The sequence below is a fragment of the Bacillus sp. ISL-4 genome (assembly GCF_018613275.1).
In the GTDB taxonomy this organism is placed as follows: domain Bacteria; phylum Bacillota; class Bacilli; order Bacillales; family DSM-1321; genus Peribacillus; species Peribacillus simplex_E.
Map to the genome: position 1 here is coordinate 1 of NZ_JAGGQN010000001.1, position 16,688 is coordinate 16,688.

14 protein-coding genes are annotated in these 16,688 nt (G+C 37.8%); 5 read left to right on the top strand and 9 right to left on the bottom strand.

The window, feature by feature from the left end; translation table 11 throughout:
• The first annotated feature begins 404 nt into the window (after positions 1 to 404).
• The gene (locus tag J7J00_RS00005; RefSeq protein ID WP_214786361.1) at positions 405 to 716 is read left to right on the top strand and encodes a hypothetical protein; all 312 of its coding nucleotides are present in this window, start codon (positions 405 to 407) and stop codon (positions 714 to 716) included.
• A gap of 125 nt (positions 717 to 841) precedes the next feature.
• Here J7J00_RS00005 and J7J00_RS00010 read toward each other — a convergent pair whose 3' ends face one another.
• Positions 842 to 1,513 (bottom strand): hypothetical protein, encoded by a 672-nt coding sequence (locus tag J7J00_RS00010; RefSeq protein WP_214786363.1) that lies wholly within the window; start codon positions 1,511 to 1,513, stop codon positions 842 to 844.
• 345 nt (positions 1,514 to 1,858) lie between these two features.
• Between J7J00_RS00010 and J7J00_RS00015 the strand changes: the two genes are divergently transcribed.
• Positions 1,859 to 2,068, top strand: coding sequence for a YqaE/Pmp3 family membrane protein (locus J7J00_RS00015; RefSeq protein WP_192208270.1), 210 nt, complete (start codon positions 1,859 to 1,861; stop codon positions 2,066 to 2,068).
• 77 nt (positions 2,069 to 2,145) lie between these two features.
• On the opposite strand, the gene J7J00_RS00020 is transcribed toward J7J00_RS00015, so the two are convergent.
• Positions 2,146 to 4,716: a helicase-related protein gene (locus tag J7J00_RS00020; protein ID WP_214786365.1), complete on the bottom strand. Its 2,571-nt coding sequence runs from the start codon at positions 4,714 to 4,716 to the stop codon at positions 2,146 to 2,148.
• A gap of 555 nt (positions 4,717 to 5,271) precedes the next feature.
• Here J7J00_RS00020 and J7J00_RS00025 point away from each other — a divergent pair.
• The gene (locus J7J00_RS00025) at positions 5,272 to 6,225 is read left to right on the top strand and encodes a sensor domain-containing diguanylate cyclase (protein WP_214786366.1); all 954 of its coding nucleotides are present in this window, start codon (positions 5,272 to 5,274) and stop codon (positions 6,223 to 6,225) included.
• Between the two features lie 283 nt (positions 6,226 to 6,508).
• On the opposite strand, the gene J7J00_RS00030 is transcribed toward J7J00_RS00025, so the two are convergent.
• Positions 6,509 to 6,688 (bottom strand): hypothetical protein, encoded by a 180-nt coding sequence (locus tag J7J00_RS00030; RefSeq protein ID WP_076369116.1) that lies wholly within the window; start codon positions 6,686 to 6,688, stop codon positions 6,509 to 6,511.
• Positions 6,689 to 7,432: a type II toxin-antitoxin system SpoIISA family toxin gene (locus tag J7J00_RS00035; RefSeq protein ID WP_214786368.1), complete on the bottom strand. Its 744-nt coding sequence runs from the start codon at positions 7,430 to 7,432 to the stop codon at positions 6,689 to 6,691. It abuts the gene before it with no gap.
• Positions 7,433 to 7,753: 321 nt separating this feature from the next.
• On the opposite strand from J7J00_RS00035, the gene J7J00_RS00040 reads away from it, so the two are divergent.
• Entirely contained in the window at positions 7,754 to 8,839 is a 1,086-nt protein-coding gene (locus J7J00_RS00040; RefSeq protein WP_286201101.1) for an MBL fold metallo-hydrolase, read from the top strand.
• Between the two features lie 317 nt (positions 8,840 to 9,156).
• Here J7J00_RS00040 and J7J00_RS00045 read toward each other — a convergent pair whose 3' ends face one another.
• The 4 genes from J7J00_RS00045 to J7J00_RS00060 all read right to left on the bottom strand — a co-directional run bounded on the left by J7J00_RS00045 (position 9,157) and on the right by J7J00_RS00060 (position 13,939).
• A complete protein-coding gene (locus J7J00_RS00045; RefSeq protein WP_214786370.1) occupies positions 9,157 to 10,104 on the bottom strand; it encodes a DMT family transporter in 948 nt (315 codons plus the stop codon).
• A gap of 377 nt (positions 10,105 to 10,481) precedes the next feature.
• On the bottom strand, positions 10,482 to 11,948 hold the full coding sequence (locus J7J00_RS00050) for a sodium:solute symporter family protein (RefSeq protein ID WP_214786372.1): 1,467 nt from the start codon (positions 11,946 to 11,948) through the stop codon (positions 10,482 to 10,484).
• Between the two features lie 17 nt (positions 11,949 to 11,965).
• Entirely contained in the window at positions 11,966 to 12,187 is a 222-nt protein-coding gene (locus J7J00_RS00055; protein ID WP_214786375.1) for a DUF3311 domain-containing protein, read from the bottom strand.
• 75 nt (positions 12,188 to 12,262) lie between these two features.
• Entirely contained in the window at positions 12,263 to 13,939 is a 1,677-nt protein-coding gene (locus J7J00_RS00060) for an amidohydrolase (RefSeq protein ID WP_214786377.1), read from the bottom strand.
• A gap of 526 nt (positions 13,940 to 14,465) precedes the next feature.
• On the opposite strand from J7J00_RS00060, the gene J7J00_RS00065 reads away from it, so the two are divergent.
• Positions 14,466 to 14,792, top strand: coding sequence for a YnfA family protein (locus J7J00_RS00065; RefSeq protein WP_214786379.1), 327 nt, complete (start codon positions 14,466 to 14,468; stop codon positions 14,790 to 14,792).
• A gap of 105 nt (positions 14,793 to 14,897) precedes the next feature.
• On the opposite strand, the gene J7J00_RS00070 is transcribed toward J7J00_RS00065, so the two are convergent.
• Positions 14,898 to 16,241 (bottom strand): MFS transporter, encoded by a 1,344-nt coding sequence (locus J7J00_RS00070; protein WP_214786381.1) that lies wholly within the window; start codon positions 16,239 to 16,241, stop codon positions 14,898 to 14,900.
• Positions 16,242 to 16,688 lie beyond the last annotated feature (447 nt).

Here is a 16,688-nt window from a genome sequence, read left to right on the forward strand (position 1 = left end):
TTGCACCCATGCCGGGCGCACGAAAAGGGCGCGATTGTGGAATAAAACTTAGATTTTTTAACGACTTTATTGCTAAGGCATCCTTTATAAAAAAATTTAACAACTTTATTTTGCCCCCATCCAAAACAGGATTGGGGTATGCATGTTAGAAGTATTAAACTTAAATAAACTTGATGTAATGAATAGCACTAAGCTATTCCTTTCATTATATTTCCCCTTACTTACCCATTACTTTGTTAAACTTATTTAAGGATGAAGATATAACTTATATATTCTAGCGAGGTATATGTTGAAATTTTTTAATATAAATAAATATTTTAAAGATGATACTTGTAAAAATACCAAAAACATATATTGAAAACCGCCATTTTTAGGCACACTAGCATTAAAAACAGGAGGATATTATGACACCTCGTAATGTTCCGGCTAAAGATGATTTAGAAGTGAAAGATACCCCCGCTTCACCTGATAAGGAAAGTGAAGTAGCCAAACTCAATCGATTATTAGGTGCGGTCATGCGATATTTATCAGATGATGAGCAAGAAGAAATTGATATAGAGTATCTTCTCGAAAACACCGAAGGGCTGCGAGATTGGTGGAGTGAATATAGGGAGCTTGATCGAAAACGGGTCGAAGAAGAAATAAAAAATTCCCTGACAGATCTAACCCTTGAAGAACTTGAAAACATCCGTGAACAAATCCGCATTAAGGAATAATAAAAAAATCCCTGCACTGGGATTTAACCAGATCATACAGGGATTTTTTATTTTCTTCTATATACAAAGACATTATTTTGAAATTAAAAATCATGCCGTTCATGCGGCATCAGAAATCCTTTGATTCAAAGACCACTCAATGAACTTAGTTCTAATTGATTGATCATGGAATCAACTAATGCATCCAATGGATTTAAAACTGTCATTCCTGTCTGAAGTTCATATCTCTTTGCTGCTTCGACCATTGATAGTTGAGCCACCGACAGCGGTCTCTTTTCGTTATTAAACTTGTATAGGAAGTTCAAAATTTCCTGGTTATACCTCTCTCCCAATCCCTGCATAATGAATTCAAAGGCATTGTCGATGATGATAACTTCAAATTCCACAGCACCATATTTTTTAGCATGGGCATTTAAACGTTTAACTGTTCCTTCAACAGTGGCAGGGTTCGTGAATAATATCATCTGCGGTTGCTGTATTTGGCAAATTTGCTCAAAATATGGTTCATCGATTTTAATGATAGGCATGGGTAAGGATAGCTGTTCTTCGTTTAAAATGGCGATGTAGTTTGTACAGGTTATCAAAATGGCATCCACTTTACATTCGGCAATCCATTCGACTTGTTGTTTAACCCTTTTTTGAGCATCCGAATCCTTAAAATTTTCATCCGTTGACACCCGTTGCATCAATCCCGGATCTACAAAATGAAGCCATTCAATATCGAATTTTGAGAATGCGGTTTCTATGTATTCTATATTTGTATAGTGTGCATGTAAACAGCCTATCTTTTTTTTCATATAACTCCCGCTTTCTACAGTTAGTATTCTGATTATTCTAACACACAAAGCGACGTTACACTGACCGCTATCGGCAAAAACGACAATTATCCATAGCCCTCCTGACATCATCGGGAGTCAAAAGACCGCTTCTTAGTGCCAGAAGCTCAGTTGGTATGAATCCGGCTCTTGAGCATATATTTATCAAGGCGATAGCAAGAGATATCATCAGGAAAATGGAACTTCAGTAACCGAATTACTTTTCGATTCAAGTAAAGCATTTGTTTTAAAATAAAAAAATTATCAAAAAGAGAAAAACAAACCTTAATAGTCAGATAAAAATCATTATATTGGAGAGTGTTCACCATTCTTTATTTAATTGCGATTCTTTTCCCTCCATTAGCCGTATTCTTAGCCGGTAAACCCATCCAGGCTGTGTTTAATCTGGTCCTCACACTATTTTTTTATGTCCCTGGTTTAATTCATGCAATCTTAGTGGTGCATGATAAGAAAGCTGATAAACGAATGAAGCTGCAAGCAGCACTTATTGCTAAATCGAAACAAACGACAAAGTGATTTATACAACCGCTAATAACCCGAATGCTGGCACCATGGTGCACTTTATTCGGGTTATTACTATTAAAACAATTTGGTTAATTGTATCTGTGCGTCTTTCTAAGCCCTCTATGATAACAAGCATCACATATATGAAAACGCGAGTCATCCGGAAGCCTTTTTCCACAGCGCTTGCATTTTTTTTGATAATTCAACATTTCGTCTTTTAACTGATCATGAACGCCATCACTGATTTCTTCACGGATACGCTCCCAATAAACAGCTTCCGTCCGCTTACCCATCCGATATAAAAATAGTAGATGAAGACCTATCGCTTTATAAGATAGCTCCAATTCCTCCAGATTTCTAGTCTTGATGATCGGTTCAGGAAGGTCACTGTTCTCGGCAATCGCTTCGACCGTTTCTAGCCACTGCCTGATCAAACTTGGTTCTTTTGCCGAAAAAGGAATATGCAGGAAACCATATAAATCCATTAAAGAAAATCGCGCTTCGATTTCAGTATCCCGTATCAGTTCGTAAAGCTCCCTTTCTTCCGATAGAGAAGCCTTTTTCGTGCCTTTAGGAGGCTCAAACCTCTCCCACATTTCGAAAAATGTCCCTAGGTTCCGGTAATATTTTTGAAAACGTTCAAACACAGCAGAGGTTGGGGCGATAGTGAAGGTTTGAACTGGTTCATCTACCTGTTCCAGCAACTTATTCATGATTTTGATTTCTGCTGTAAATGCTACCTTTCCAGTATCATAAATTCCTTTTCTACCCGCTCGACCTGCGATTTGTTTGATTTCTTGAGAAGTCAATCTTCTTCTCCGTGTCCCGTCGAATTTTTCATTTTCAAGAAAGACGATGCGGCGTATTGGCAAGTTCAATCCCATTCCAATCGCATCTGTGGCAACGACAACTGATGTTTCACCACGATTGAATAACTCTATTTGCCGTTTTCTATTTTCAGGAGGCATACTGCCGTATATCATGCTGACATTATGTCCACTCTCTTTTAACCGTGACGCGGTTTCCAGTACCTGCCTTCTCGAAAAACAAATGAGGGCATCCCCTTTTTTTGTATACTTCAGTCCAAACTCCCTTTGTTCTACCTCAAGCGGTATTTCCCGTCTGTATTCGTGGAGTTCTAAATCAGCTTCATTCAGAAGGTTCAGAAGCATCATTTTGATATTATTACTCCCGATTATGTGTACTTCTTTTGCATTTGCTTGCGTAATTGCCCTGAACCATGAAAAGCCTCGATCTTTATCGGCAATCATTTGGGCTTCATCTATGACGATTACTTCATGGTAGTCTTTCTCATGAAACATTTCAACGGTGCTGGAGACATGTTTAGCCCCCTCAACTGCCTTTTCTTCTTCACCGGTTTTTAATGAACAAGGTACACCGTCCGCATTTAATTTATCAAATACCTCAAGGGCCAACAGTCTAAGGGGAGCTAGATACAAACCGCTTTCCGCTTCTTTCATTTTCTCCAAGGCCTTATGCGTCTTCCCTGTATTGGTTTCTCCGATATGCAAAACATATTTTAATTTTTTTCCTAATGATGGAGTATAGGCCTTACCGATGATGTCATCGATCATCCTTTGCTCTTCTGCGCGCTTCTTGGCTTGCTCTGCCAATACTTCAGCTTTTCTTCTCTCCCTGTTCTCCACGTCTTTTTCGTATATTTCTTCGTGCAATGTTTCATTAAAAGGAATTCCTTCAAGCTTTAGTAAATCAGAAAGGTATTCTTCCTGAAGTTCATCAAAAAAGGACTGAGACAAATCAGCCAATTCATCGCTTAGTATACCTTGAAGGGCATCAACCGTCAGCCTTTCCCCATATGACTCAAAAAAATCATGATGCAGTGCAGCAGATAGATGTTGCATGTATTTGTCAGGGGCTAATTTCATTATGAAATCCGTAACTAATCTTTCATACCTGTAGAAGTAATTTTCATATTCATAACGGTTCCTTCCCCAACCGATTAATGAGTGAATATCGCCTGTTAGCTCTTCAAAAAAATCAGTGACCATTAGGTATTCGGCAGTTTGAAAGCCCCCCTCTTCAACCAATTGTTCTTCAAGCAAGTATGGATCGACATATTGGAATTTAGGCTTATTCTTAAGATCTTTTGTCAAAATTCCAGCAATATAATATCTGACATGTAAATATAAAAGAAGTGAGTTACTTTCGAAAAAGTTATTGGCCTCTTCTTGCAGTCTTGCGCGTATCTTCCAGCGCTGTTTGGCAAGCCGCTGTTCTTCTTGTCGCCTAAAGAATTTTTCCCTTGCATTTTTATATCTCTTCTCCCAATCTTCTTGATTATCAGCAAAGGTTTTTTTAATCCACGTTAAGCCATCAAACGGGCGATACTTTTTTAATTCGTTCCGGAACATGCTATTGATCAGCTTATGATCTGATCCTTCCGTAACAAACCCCCTTTCGCTTAAAAACGCTTTTTTTTCCTTTCTGGGCACATCGTTTGAGGCTTTATTTAACCAAACATTTATCCAAATTTGCTCAATAAAAGTCGTCCTGTCTGATATATAAGCTGAATAAGAAGGCATCGTCTCTTGATTCTCTAAATAAAAATCCATATCCTGGATTATTTTTTCCTTTGTATTCTCTATAGCAATAGGATAAATACTTTCTAATTTTCCCATAATGATCCCCTTTTGAATTATCCAATATGTACTTTATTACTTCCTTTTATCCTCCCCAAATTTTTTTTATAAATAAGCGCGATACATTCGTTTTATCTATTTAAATTCATGTGCACCGTTATCATGCGAAGGTGCAGAAATTCCAAGATCAAATTTACATTCGTTCGCTTCAGGATAAATAAGAAAAATATACTAAGTATGCACATCAAAGGTACTCTTCCCATTTCATTTACAGTATAATGCATGATGAATAGACTGATCATTGAATTAGACTTTATGGATCATGAAGTGATACCCATCCCTGAAATCCAGAAACGGATACAGAAAGCTAATTGATGATATTAAAAAAATGCCGAAAATAAAGTAAAGGTCAATCTTTCAACTTTCTCGTTTACATTATTCATCGATAAAACGAATCCAACCCCTTAATTGAGTTTAGTGGAAATCCGGACAACTGTCACGGTATTCAGATTCCGCTTTTGTGTCTTTGTGGTTCAATATGAGAAATAACATCCGGAAATCTAAAAAGACTATAGATAAAAGAGGAGCCTGAGAATGATTCAGCAAGATTTCAACTATTATAAAAGTTTCGATTCCATCGCTAAAGAAGTATTAGCACTATTAGCTCAAACCATTGAGGTCAATACATTCTTTCTTTCTTTATTGAATCCCATCCAGAGTTTTATGATCAAAACCTTCAATAGAAATGCAAAGTTAATTTGTGAAGGTGACATCCTTCCTTATAATATGGTTTATTGCAAATTAGTTGTTGAGAATGGATTGGAACCACTCGTTATCCCGAATTTGAGGGAACATGAATTGACTAGTGGCCACCCCGCAACGAAGTTTATAGGGAATGGGTGTTTTATGGGGGCTCCCCTAATAAATGAGGGTGAAATCATTGGGACATTATGTGCATTCGACATTAAACCTCATGTTTTTAAAGAATATGATCTGATACTCATTAAGTCTTTGGCAGCTTTGATTAGTCATACCATACTACTTGAAAAAGGGATTATCAGGGATCCTTTGTCAGGTTTATATAATCGGCACTTCATTGATAATTATTTCGATTATCATAAAGATAAAACAAACGATGAAATGGCCCTTCTTTACATCGATCTTGATCATTTTAAATTTTTTAATGATTCTTTTGGTCATGATGCTGGTGACGACGTTATTAAAAAGGCAGCGGAATGTTTTTTGCAAACCGTCCCTGAAGGCAGTCATGTGGCTCGAATCGGTGGTGATGAATTCATTGTATTATTACATCCATCGCATTGTGAAGATTTAATGAAAAACACTCAGCAAAACGCTGAATTATTACTGAACCATTTATCCACCATGCCCATTCACATTAATGGAAATGATCATTTTGTATCAGCTAGCATAGGGATAAGTTTTTATCCTCATAATGGTACGGAAATGGAGTCACTTTTGAAAAAAGCGGACCGTTCCATGTATATGGCTAAAGAGTCTGGACGTAAGAAAATTCAATACTTCCGCTAGCAGTGATTATCTGAAAAATAAAAAAACCAGTCTCCTCGGAGACTGGCTTTCTTTTACCTTAAAAAAATCCAACGTTTAGCTTTCAGCCTTTGTAAAAGCTTTAGCAGATCTGCATTTCCCTTATGTATCCGTTTCTCGGATGGTGAAGCGGAGGGGACCGGGATGTTAACTCTCTCGGGTTTTTTGTTCATATTCTGAAAGACCCTTCCTATTCCTTGATTTTGAATAGTATATGCGGGTTCTCCATTAAATATCATAAGGAAAGCAAAAACCCCTTTCCTTCTTATAAAACATTTTTTAATCGACTGAAGCGTGCAGCTTTTTCTTTTTGCTTCAGGATAATGCGTTCGTTCTGTTTCATCACTTTTTTAGTGTGGGGACTTAAACCTACATCGGGTATTTTCACCTGTGGTTTGATTACGGCAACTGACACGTCATTGCCGGCTTTATCATAAATACTCATTTATCCTTCACCACCTGGTTTTTGTTTTATGACCATATCGAACATCATGATTAATAATGCTATTAATAAACAATCGACTTCTGAAACGAAGCTTTCTGATTTAACGTCAAGGATATAAGGTTCCATCAAAATGCTTACAGGCTGCAAAGCCATTTTTTCTTCATCATTATAATACGTATCTTCTCTTTCCAATGTAGCACGAATGGTACTGCCATTCAAGTTCGGATGCCCATTAATCACCAATTGCTTGTCCTGTTCCGTCTTGAAAGGAAGGATTTTCACGTGCATCCCTTCCTTTGCTGCATACGCTTGCAAGAGTATGCTCAAATAAGCCAAATATTCCTTATTCGTTTGATAATACTCAGGTACTCCTTCTTTTTTTAGGAGATGAAACATATTCTTGACCTTTTCCCTATTATCCGTTAAAAGCTTATCACTTTCCGCAACGGCTTTTGTTGCATAGGATAGCTCGTTATCGCCAATCTTGGATATATACATGCTCAAGAACACAAACATATCAATTAGGATGAATACGATAGCCATAATCAAGAAATTTTTCCACTCATTAAAAATGCTCATCGGATAGAAATTCCAATAAATCAATGCACCCAGTATAAAAATGATATACCAGGTTTTTCGAATCGCTTCAATCCTTTTACTTACCTTGTCTTTATATTTCCAAGAAAGAATGACATAGGCTAATAAAGCAATAAATACTACCCATACAAAGACTCTGAAAAACATTAACAATCGATTTATCACCCTCCCCTTCGGCTGCTACATTCCTTATACCGCTCTCTATATTATTCATTATATATACCTCTATTCCCTGCCTAAGCCGGGTGAAACTTAAACACTTGTCAGAAGTTTTTCACTTGAGAAAAAACACTCCTCCCAATGTGGGTTTACAGTTAATGAATCCTATGTTTCACCATCCATTACCCTTTTTTTAAAAGGGTTCATCTTTATCATATTTCTCGTGGGACATCATAGTAAATAACCTTATAAATTCTGTGATATGATATGTTTTAATAAAAGGTCTGATTATTATGGGAGGAAGCTATCATGATGAAAATTATTAAGATCCTCATTTCTTCTTTTATAATATTGTTACTTTTCCTAAACCTCTATCCTCCATTTGGAAGACGGTCAAACAAAGAAAAAGTGAGAAGTTTCACTACAAAAGAGAATTTTGCCAAGGGAAAATTCCAAAATCAGATTCCTGCCAGTCAAGCGATGAGTCTTAAACATACTGGTTCCATTTTACGTGATTTCATTAAACCTAATCCAAAAAGGAGGCCCGACGGTCCCATCGTTATTGGAACAAAAGAACCTGCATCTGTGAATTCCAATAAAATCACCTGGTTTGGTCATTCTGCATTCATGTTGGAGTTAGATGGGAAAACCATTTTAGTGGATCCCATGTTTGGCAAAGCACCCACTCCCTTTCCTTGGTTTGGGAACAAGCGCTTTAGCGGGGAGCTGCCTATCGATTTGGATATGCTGCCTCCTATCGATGCCGTCCTCCTCTCACATGATCACTATGATCACTTGGATTATTTCTCAATAAAGAAATTAAAAGATAAGGTAAGTCAGTTCATTGTCCCACTAGGTGTCGGTGGACATCTTGAAAGATGGGGCGTTAAACAAGAACTGATTCAGGAACATAATTGGTGGGATGAAGTTTCATTCAAGGATTTGCAATTTGTTTGTACGCCTGCAAGGCATTTTTCTGGAAGAAGTTTACGCGATGGCAATACGACACTATGGTGTTCTTGGGTAATTAATGGAAAACAAGAAAAGGTATATTCCAGCGGCGATAGTGGATATGGCAGCCATTTTAAAGAAATCGGCGAAAAATACGGACCTTTTGATATAACTTTAATGGAATGCGGCCAATATGATGAACGTTGGTCAACCATCCATATGGTTCCAGAAGAAACTGTTCAAGCACACATCGATGTACAAGGAAAACGGATGATCCCCATTCATTGGGCTGGGTTCACCTTGTCTTTTCATGACTGGACAGATCCGATAGAACGTGTAACAAAAGCGGCCAATGATCTTGGTGTCCAGGTCTGCACACCTCAAATAGGCGAACCAGTAGTGATTGGTTCAATAGATTTCCCTCAAACAAGATGGTGGAAATGAAAATATCCCATTCAGTTTGTATAAAAAAAGGGAGTCGGTAAACGTATCTTTTATCAAATGATGTTCCCGAACCAACTGACCCAAAGCAGCAATACCTTCAAAACCTACGGTATCGTTTCTATTTTAATGTTATACCTAAGTTGATCGGAGCGGGTGTGCGAGACTCCTGCTTAGAAAAGCGCGTCCAAGTGAGACCCCTGCAGGCGCAAGCCGAGGGCGGGCAGCCCGCATAAGCGAGTCCTGGAGCGGAAATCAACGACCGAAAATACCGTAGACAAACTGAATGGTCCATCCCTAATGGGACGGACCATTTTCATTCACATTTTCCCTTCATTATATTCCAGATTCACTTTTATTGAATGCTCTTTCTTCACACCAAAATAATTCGTGCCTATTACACCTAAAATGATTAATATCGACCCCAAAATATCATAGATGGTAATTTTTTCATTTAAAATGAGAGCTCCAGCTGTTATCGTGACAACTGTGGAAAGATTAGCAAACACACTCATTTGGGACGCTTTGATTTTTGATAAAATCGTATTGGATAATAACGAAGTGACCAATGAAGCCAATATTCCCAAGTACAAAATGGAACTGATGAATTCCGTGCTCGACCATGGTGTAAAGAATTCATCCATCGATCCTTGTTTTAAGTGGGTGAAGAGAGCAGCCACGTTAAATATGACAAAGCCTGTTCCCATCATGAAAAAGGACATTTCACCTGGTGTATAGTCCTTGGCAAGTGAACGGGTCATCGTTGTGTAACAGGCAGTTGCAATACAGGATAGCAAGATCAACAGCATCCCAAGCATGTCGGAAAAATCGATGGTGCTCCCTTTCATCACAAAAATAAAAATGACCCCAACTACCGACAAAACAATCGAAAGCTTTTGATATAACGATGTTTTCTCCTTTAGGAAATATCCGGCTATCATCAATGTCAGAATTGGGGTGACAGCAGACAGAATTCCAGCATCGGTGGATTGCGAATACTTAAGTCCGAAAGTTTGAAAGGCAAAGAAAAAAGTTGGGAACAACAAGGATAACGGGATCAGATTTTTAACCGACTCCCAGGAATAGCTCACCTTAATGACTTTAACGACGACCAGGAATAAAATGATGATGAAAGAAACCGTGAATCGGAACGCCAAAGTATCAAGCGGATTCGATTCTGCAATCGCCATTTTCGTAAATAAGAAAGATAGACCGACAATACTTGAATGAAATAGCGCTAACATGTATGCAAATGTTCGGGATTTCATGGCTGCAACTCCTCAACTAGATTACTATATTCCTATTTAGGTATAGTACCCTTTGCATCTGTTTTGCAATCCAAGTTAGAGTTAAAAAATCCTGGTCTTTTTTGGAATATTTTACGTATTTGAAATTTTAAAAAGACAACAATGTGGTGTTGACATGTTTATTTTATTAGCCTTTTTTGTTGTTTTAATTTTTGTAAGAACATAGGAGAAAAATGGATGCCCGCTTCTCATGAGGAACGATACTCCCATTTTTCATATAGCTTGAAATTATATTGAAGATTATGCATGCATTTTGTGCTATGCAAGTTAAATCCTATTACAATAATGTATGGTTGAATTAAATCTGAATGCATCAGATCGTAAGAAAGTATTAATTATTAATCGACAATGACAGAGTTTTTTGGATAGGTTTCTTCCACTTCAATGCTATTGTAGGCAATCGGTTCTTCAAAAGTGGTCTGAGCTTTCTGTTTTCTTTTCAAATACATACTAATTGCATAAGTAACTGTGAAGTTGATCAATAAAGCAATTAAGCCAATATTAATATTCAAGAAATTTATCTGTGCTAAATGCATACATATGGCGAACAGATCCCCTGCAATGAGGCCTGCTGCAATACCTGCAGGTCTTATGGATCGGAAAAAGAAAATCGATAATAATCCAGGTAGGAATTGCCCAAATCCATAATATGCTGTGTTAATCAAATTCAGCATCAAGCTTGGCGCCAACAATGTTAACCCCATCGAACACAACAGATAGAGAAGAACAATAATTTGGACCCATTTTCTCTGAGATTTTTCCGGAACATTACTTAATAAATTCCTGGAAACTAAACCTCCAACTGCCAAACTAGTTACAGCAAGTACTAAAATACCTGAAAGAGCTGCCCCAGCAGCTACTAAACCGACTGCCCAAGGAGGAAGGATGCTTGTAACCGTTGCCATGAATGCATGGTTGGGATTATCTAAATTAGGTATTGAAACAAGAGCAAAATATGAAGCTAGTATGAGAAAAGGATACATCAACATGTACAATGGCATGAATCTTTGAGTTCGCTTAATCGTTCCTTCTGACTTACTAGTGAATACGACAGCGACGATGATCGGCATGCAATAGAAGGCTAATGATTGAAAAAATATAGTGGTCATACTAAAAACGATATCTTCTGATTTGTCTATCGTAACCATCGCCCCATGTTGCTTCGCCAAATTGAATAGGTTTGACACTCCATTAATTTCCTTTATAACCACTAACCCAGTGATTATGATCGCTAGAAGCATAATTATATCTTTAAGGATAGAAATGAAAGCTGGAGCTTTCACACCAGAAATCGATATATAAATAAATGCTAAACATCCTGAAACAATGACTGACAGTGTTGGGGATAAATTAAAACCTAAGGCATCGAGCGCAACGACGAGTCCCTCAAATTGCAACTGTCCCCAAGGAATCATGAAGAGCAATGCGGAAATTGCCACTACGAGTTCCAAACCTCTATGTGAGTAATGCCCTTTGAATATATCTGGAAGAGTCATTGCTCCATACCTTTTCCCAGCTCTCCAAATTAAAGGGGCTATATAATATCCAATGGGGTAAGCAAGGAGTATATAGCCTAGAAACCAGATTCCATACCCCGGACCTTTGGCGTATATTCCTCCTGGAAATCCAATCATCGTTCCTATACTATAAATTTCACCTACTGCGAGGAAGAATAGCAATATTCCACTGAATGATCTGCCTCCAACCAAATATTCCTCAACATCAATTTTCCCTCTTCCACCTCGACTTTTCAATGCGATTCCAATTGATAAGAGTATAATAGATCCAAATACAATCGCCGCCATTATCCATTCCTCCTTATCTACCCCATCTTTTCATTTTTATATTGATGACGATCATAAATATGCCAAGATATACAAAGACAAAGGGTAGTTAGTGGAAACCACATAAACACCCAAAAATAAAGGATGGGTATTCCCAGTACACTAAAATCAAGTTTCGCAATAAAAGGAATGATACCAATAATGGCCAGAAATGGAATTATCACACCTATGAATATACCAGCTAATTTTCGGCGAGACATAATTCTCTCCACCTTTCCTTAGATTTTTAAGTATGCGATTCCTTTCGCAAACTTTGCTAAGTGGGAAGTATTTTTTTAACGGCTTAGGTTCAACATATTAAACTCCATCTTTTGGTAAACAACTTGACCATCCACAATGGTGGCAAGCACCGGAATATCCTTAATTTCTAATGGGTCTACCTTCATTGGATTTTCTGAAAGAATAACAAAGTCCGCTCTCTTTCCAATTTCGATACTTCCGGTATTCTTTTCATCAAAATTAAGTTCCGCTCCCCATATCGTCATTGACCTCAGTGCACTTTCTACGTCTATCCTTTGTTCAGGTCCTAATACTTCTCCTCCCATTGTAATGCGATTAACTGCAGACCAAACTGAAAATAATGGTGAGATGGGTGTTACTGGACAATCGGAATGTAAAGTAAATAGTAAGTTATTTTGAAGTGCATCTCTTAAGGGGTTCATTACATTGGCTCTTTCAGGTCCAAGAAACATTTTTTTATGCCTATCCCCCCAATAATAAACGTGATTAATGAAAAATGAACCTGCTACGCCAAGCTTTTTCATTCGTTTTAAATCGTATTTAGTCACGGTTTGCAAATGTTCAATTCGATAGCGGTGATCAATGCGTGGATTATTTTTCAATGCAAATTCATAAGCATCTAAAATGGAGCCAATGGCCCTGTCTCCATTTCCGTGTGTTGTTATGCGAAAACCCCTTTTGTTTAATTCAAGAACTTCTTCATTGAATTCATCTTGTTCATGTAATAATTCACCAGAAACTTTAGGTTTACAATGGTATGGCTGCCGTAATGCTGCTGTTAATCCTTGAATTGACCCATCTTGAAACAACTTTGCACTATCCAGTCGTGCACGACCATATGATTTTTCAATAATCTCCATATTGAGTTCACTAGCTGTATATTTTCCTAATTCATTTCCTTCCCGTAGAAGATTGTGCATAACCATTAATTGCATCCGCATTGGATTTTTTCTTTCTGCCATTGCCTGAAGATGAGCTTCTAGTTCAACTATGCCCATATTCAACCCTACACCGGCATCAGTATTTGTAGTGATGCCTTTTTCTAAGTAATCCTTCGAGCCTTCGCTTAATAGTGAAACCAATATATCCAAAGACGGTGCCGGGATCTTCGGTTCCACCAAATTCATGGCAGGCAGCTCATATAAAATACCATTCAGTCGCCCTGAACTATCCCGGCCTAAATGTCCACCAGGAGGATCCAAAACAGTTTCATCAATACCTGCCATTTTAAGAGCTGCAGAGTTTACCACTCCGAAGTGTGCGGAAACATGCCTGATAAAAACGGGATGATTTGGTACAACTGCATCCAATTCAGCCCGGGTTGGATGCCTTTGTTCTTTTAAAAGAGTATCATCATACCCAAAACCTAAAATCCAATTCTCTTTTTCAGTTTGTTTAGCCATAGAAAGAAGGCGGGCTTGTATATCTTCAATATTTTGGTTAAGAGGTGTGCTGCAGTTTGCTTGTTTTCGAAACTGGGAATACATCAATAAATGGTTGTGGGTGTCGATAAAGCCAGGAAGCAATGTTGCGCCTTTTAAATTGATAACTTGTGTCCGGTTGGAATATTCAATGGACGCGCGAGGAGGTTCCAATTCAGTCCAGATTCCGATGATGATTCCATTACTTACTGCTACAGAACCTCCAATACGACTTTTTTTATCTAATGTCAAAACGTTTGCGTTCGTTATCAAGAGATCCACATGAACCATTAAAATGCCTCCTTTAAAGAGTTATTTAGAATTAATAGAGATAAAAGAAGTAACATTAAAGCGTTAAATTTTCTCTTGTCTCTTTCGAGAATAGTATATAACCCGCTCATCATTATTCAGGCGGAATACACCCTTCCACTATACGTAATAACATTTCCCTATTTAATTTCCTCCTTCTTTTATATTGAATTTGTTTTTACCACATTTAAAACAACTCATCATAACGTCAGTACCACTCTTTAGTGAATGATACACACAACGTTTTGAAAAGTCAATAAAAAGTCAGAATATTCCGCCATATATATTTTAATCTATCGTACTTAAACGTTTATCAATAATTTTTTAACTTCTATCTTAAAAAATATAGAAGGTCAACAGAACTGCACAAACAACCTCATACCTATGTCTCTTTAATAAAGAAACAAGATGTTGCATCAGTATCTTTCAATTAGTTAGAACTTTGTTGAAGTATGATCATTTACAGCTCATATATGATAAAATTTCAACGAGGAAGCGAGGTGTATAAATGTTAGTTACTACTTTAATTTTCCTTATGGCTGGCCTAGCGGAAATTGGCGGCGGTTACCTTATTTGGCTCTGGTTAAGAGAAGGTAAATCCATTTATTTAGGTTTAGCCGGAGGTTTCGGATTGGTGCTATACGGCATCATTGCAACTTTCCAAACGTTCCCTACCTTTGGCCGTGTCTATGCTGCATATGGCGGAGTTTTCATTGTTTTATCGGTTTTATGGGGATGGAGCATCGATAAGAAAACCCCTGATTTTTATGATTGGATTGGTGCTGTAATCTGTTTGGTCGGGGTTTCAGTCATTATATGGGGTCCTAGAAACTAAAAAAATTAAAGGGCAAAAGGCCCTTTAATTTTTTTACCAAATTCTCCATTATTGTTTGGCCGATCATCATCTGATTTTAATACAGTGATTCAGCCTTGGTATACGTTATATCAATTTCTTTTCCTGCCTGATTGCAGTCAAGTTGCTGAAATTATCCTGAATGAACCAAATCGCCGCTGCTGCAATGATGCATGGTATGGCAAAAGCTAAAAAATTGACTTGCAATGACAACTTCATTTCAAGCAAGATCCCGCAGAAAGTAGGCGCGAGTATTCCGCCAATTCTGCCGATACCCAATGCCCAGCCGACACCTGTAGAACGGATTTCATTCGGATAATACTGGGATACATATGCATTCGTTACGATTTGTGTACCAGTTGTCGTACCTCCTGCAATGGCAATCAGTATATAAAGCATGATCATGCTTGGCTTGAAACTCAGCATTGTAAGGGTAATGAATCCAATAACCAAAAAAGTTACCAGAATCCTCTTGGAACCATATCTGTCTGCGAGCTTCCCTCCAACTATTGCTCCAAAAACTGCTCCAAGGTTCAATACGACTAAGAATGTCAAGCTTGAACCTAATTCATATCCTGCCCCTCCCATGATCTTTGGAAGCCATGTACTCAAGCCATACATTACGAACAAACACATGAAAAATGCAATCCAGAACATGAGGGTGCTTAGAGTCCTCCCTTTTTTGAATAACTGTTTAACTGGAGACCCTTTCATTTCACTTTTAAGTTGCTCCTGAAGGACATAATTATCATTCATGGTGTATTGCCCGTCTACATTCACTTGATTCAGAACGTCCACCAATTTGCTTTTTTTGTTTTTTGTGATTAAATAATTAATCGACTCTGGCAACAATTTATATAATATGGGCATGAAGATTAATGGGAGTGCACCGAGCCAAACCACTGCCCGCCAATCAAAGTTCGGAATCAAATACATCGCTCCCATTGATGCGACAACTCCCCCTAAAGCGTGACCGCTGAACATGATTGCGACCAGGGTACTTCTAAGTTTTTTAGGAGCATATTCAGTAATGATTGCAATTAGGTTCGGCATGACTCCTCCCAGTCCAAGTCCTGCAACAAAACGTTGTATTCCAAAAGAAGTTGGTTCATCGGCAAATCCTGATGTAAATGTAAATATGGAAAAAATGACCGTACAAATCAAAATGACTTTCTTTCTGCCGAATTTATCAGCCAGCGGTCCAAAGACCAACGCTCCTATCATCATTCCAAACAATGCATAGCTGCTGAATAACCCTGCCTCTACAGCAGTTATCCTCCACTCCGCCATCAAAGATGGCAGGATTGTCCCAAGCATGAACATATCATACCCGTCACAGATGATGATAAAGATACAACATAATAAAATCTGTAAATGAAAGCGGTTAAATTTTTGTTCATCAATCATTTCAGGCACTTGGATCGTGCGCATTTCCTTCCCCTCTTTCTGCTTTTCCTTGTGACATAGTCTTAAGGATGTCCCTATTTTTTTGGTCGAACTAAAATTTAATGACAACTGATTATGTAGTTACAAAGATGAATTATACATATATAGAACTAAGTTCACTATATATTAACTTAGTTTTTAGAATATTGTCAATAATCAAAGTCGCTTATCCCTATTAATCAACAAAAAAGCCCTCTTATCAAAGAGGGCTCAGACTGTAGACAAACTCGAAGACACACCAGCTTACCTACAATTGTTTTCTATATAACGTTTCACTTGATTTCATTCCATATAAAAAAGTTAAAATATATGAAGGATAACCAAGTCTTCTTTTAAAATCATGGTTGGTTCGGGATTGGACCATTCGGTACCTCCAGACTATAGACAAATTTGAAGACACGCCAGTTTGCCCACAGTTTTTTTCTAAAAAAA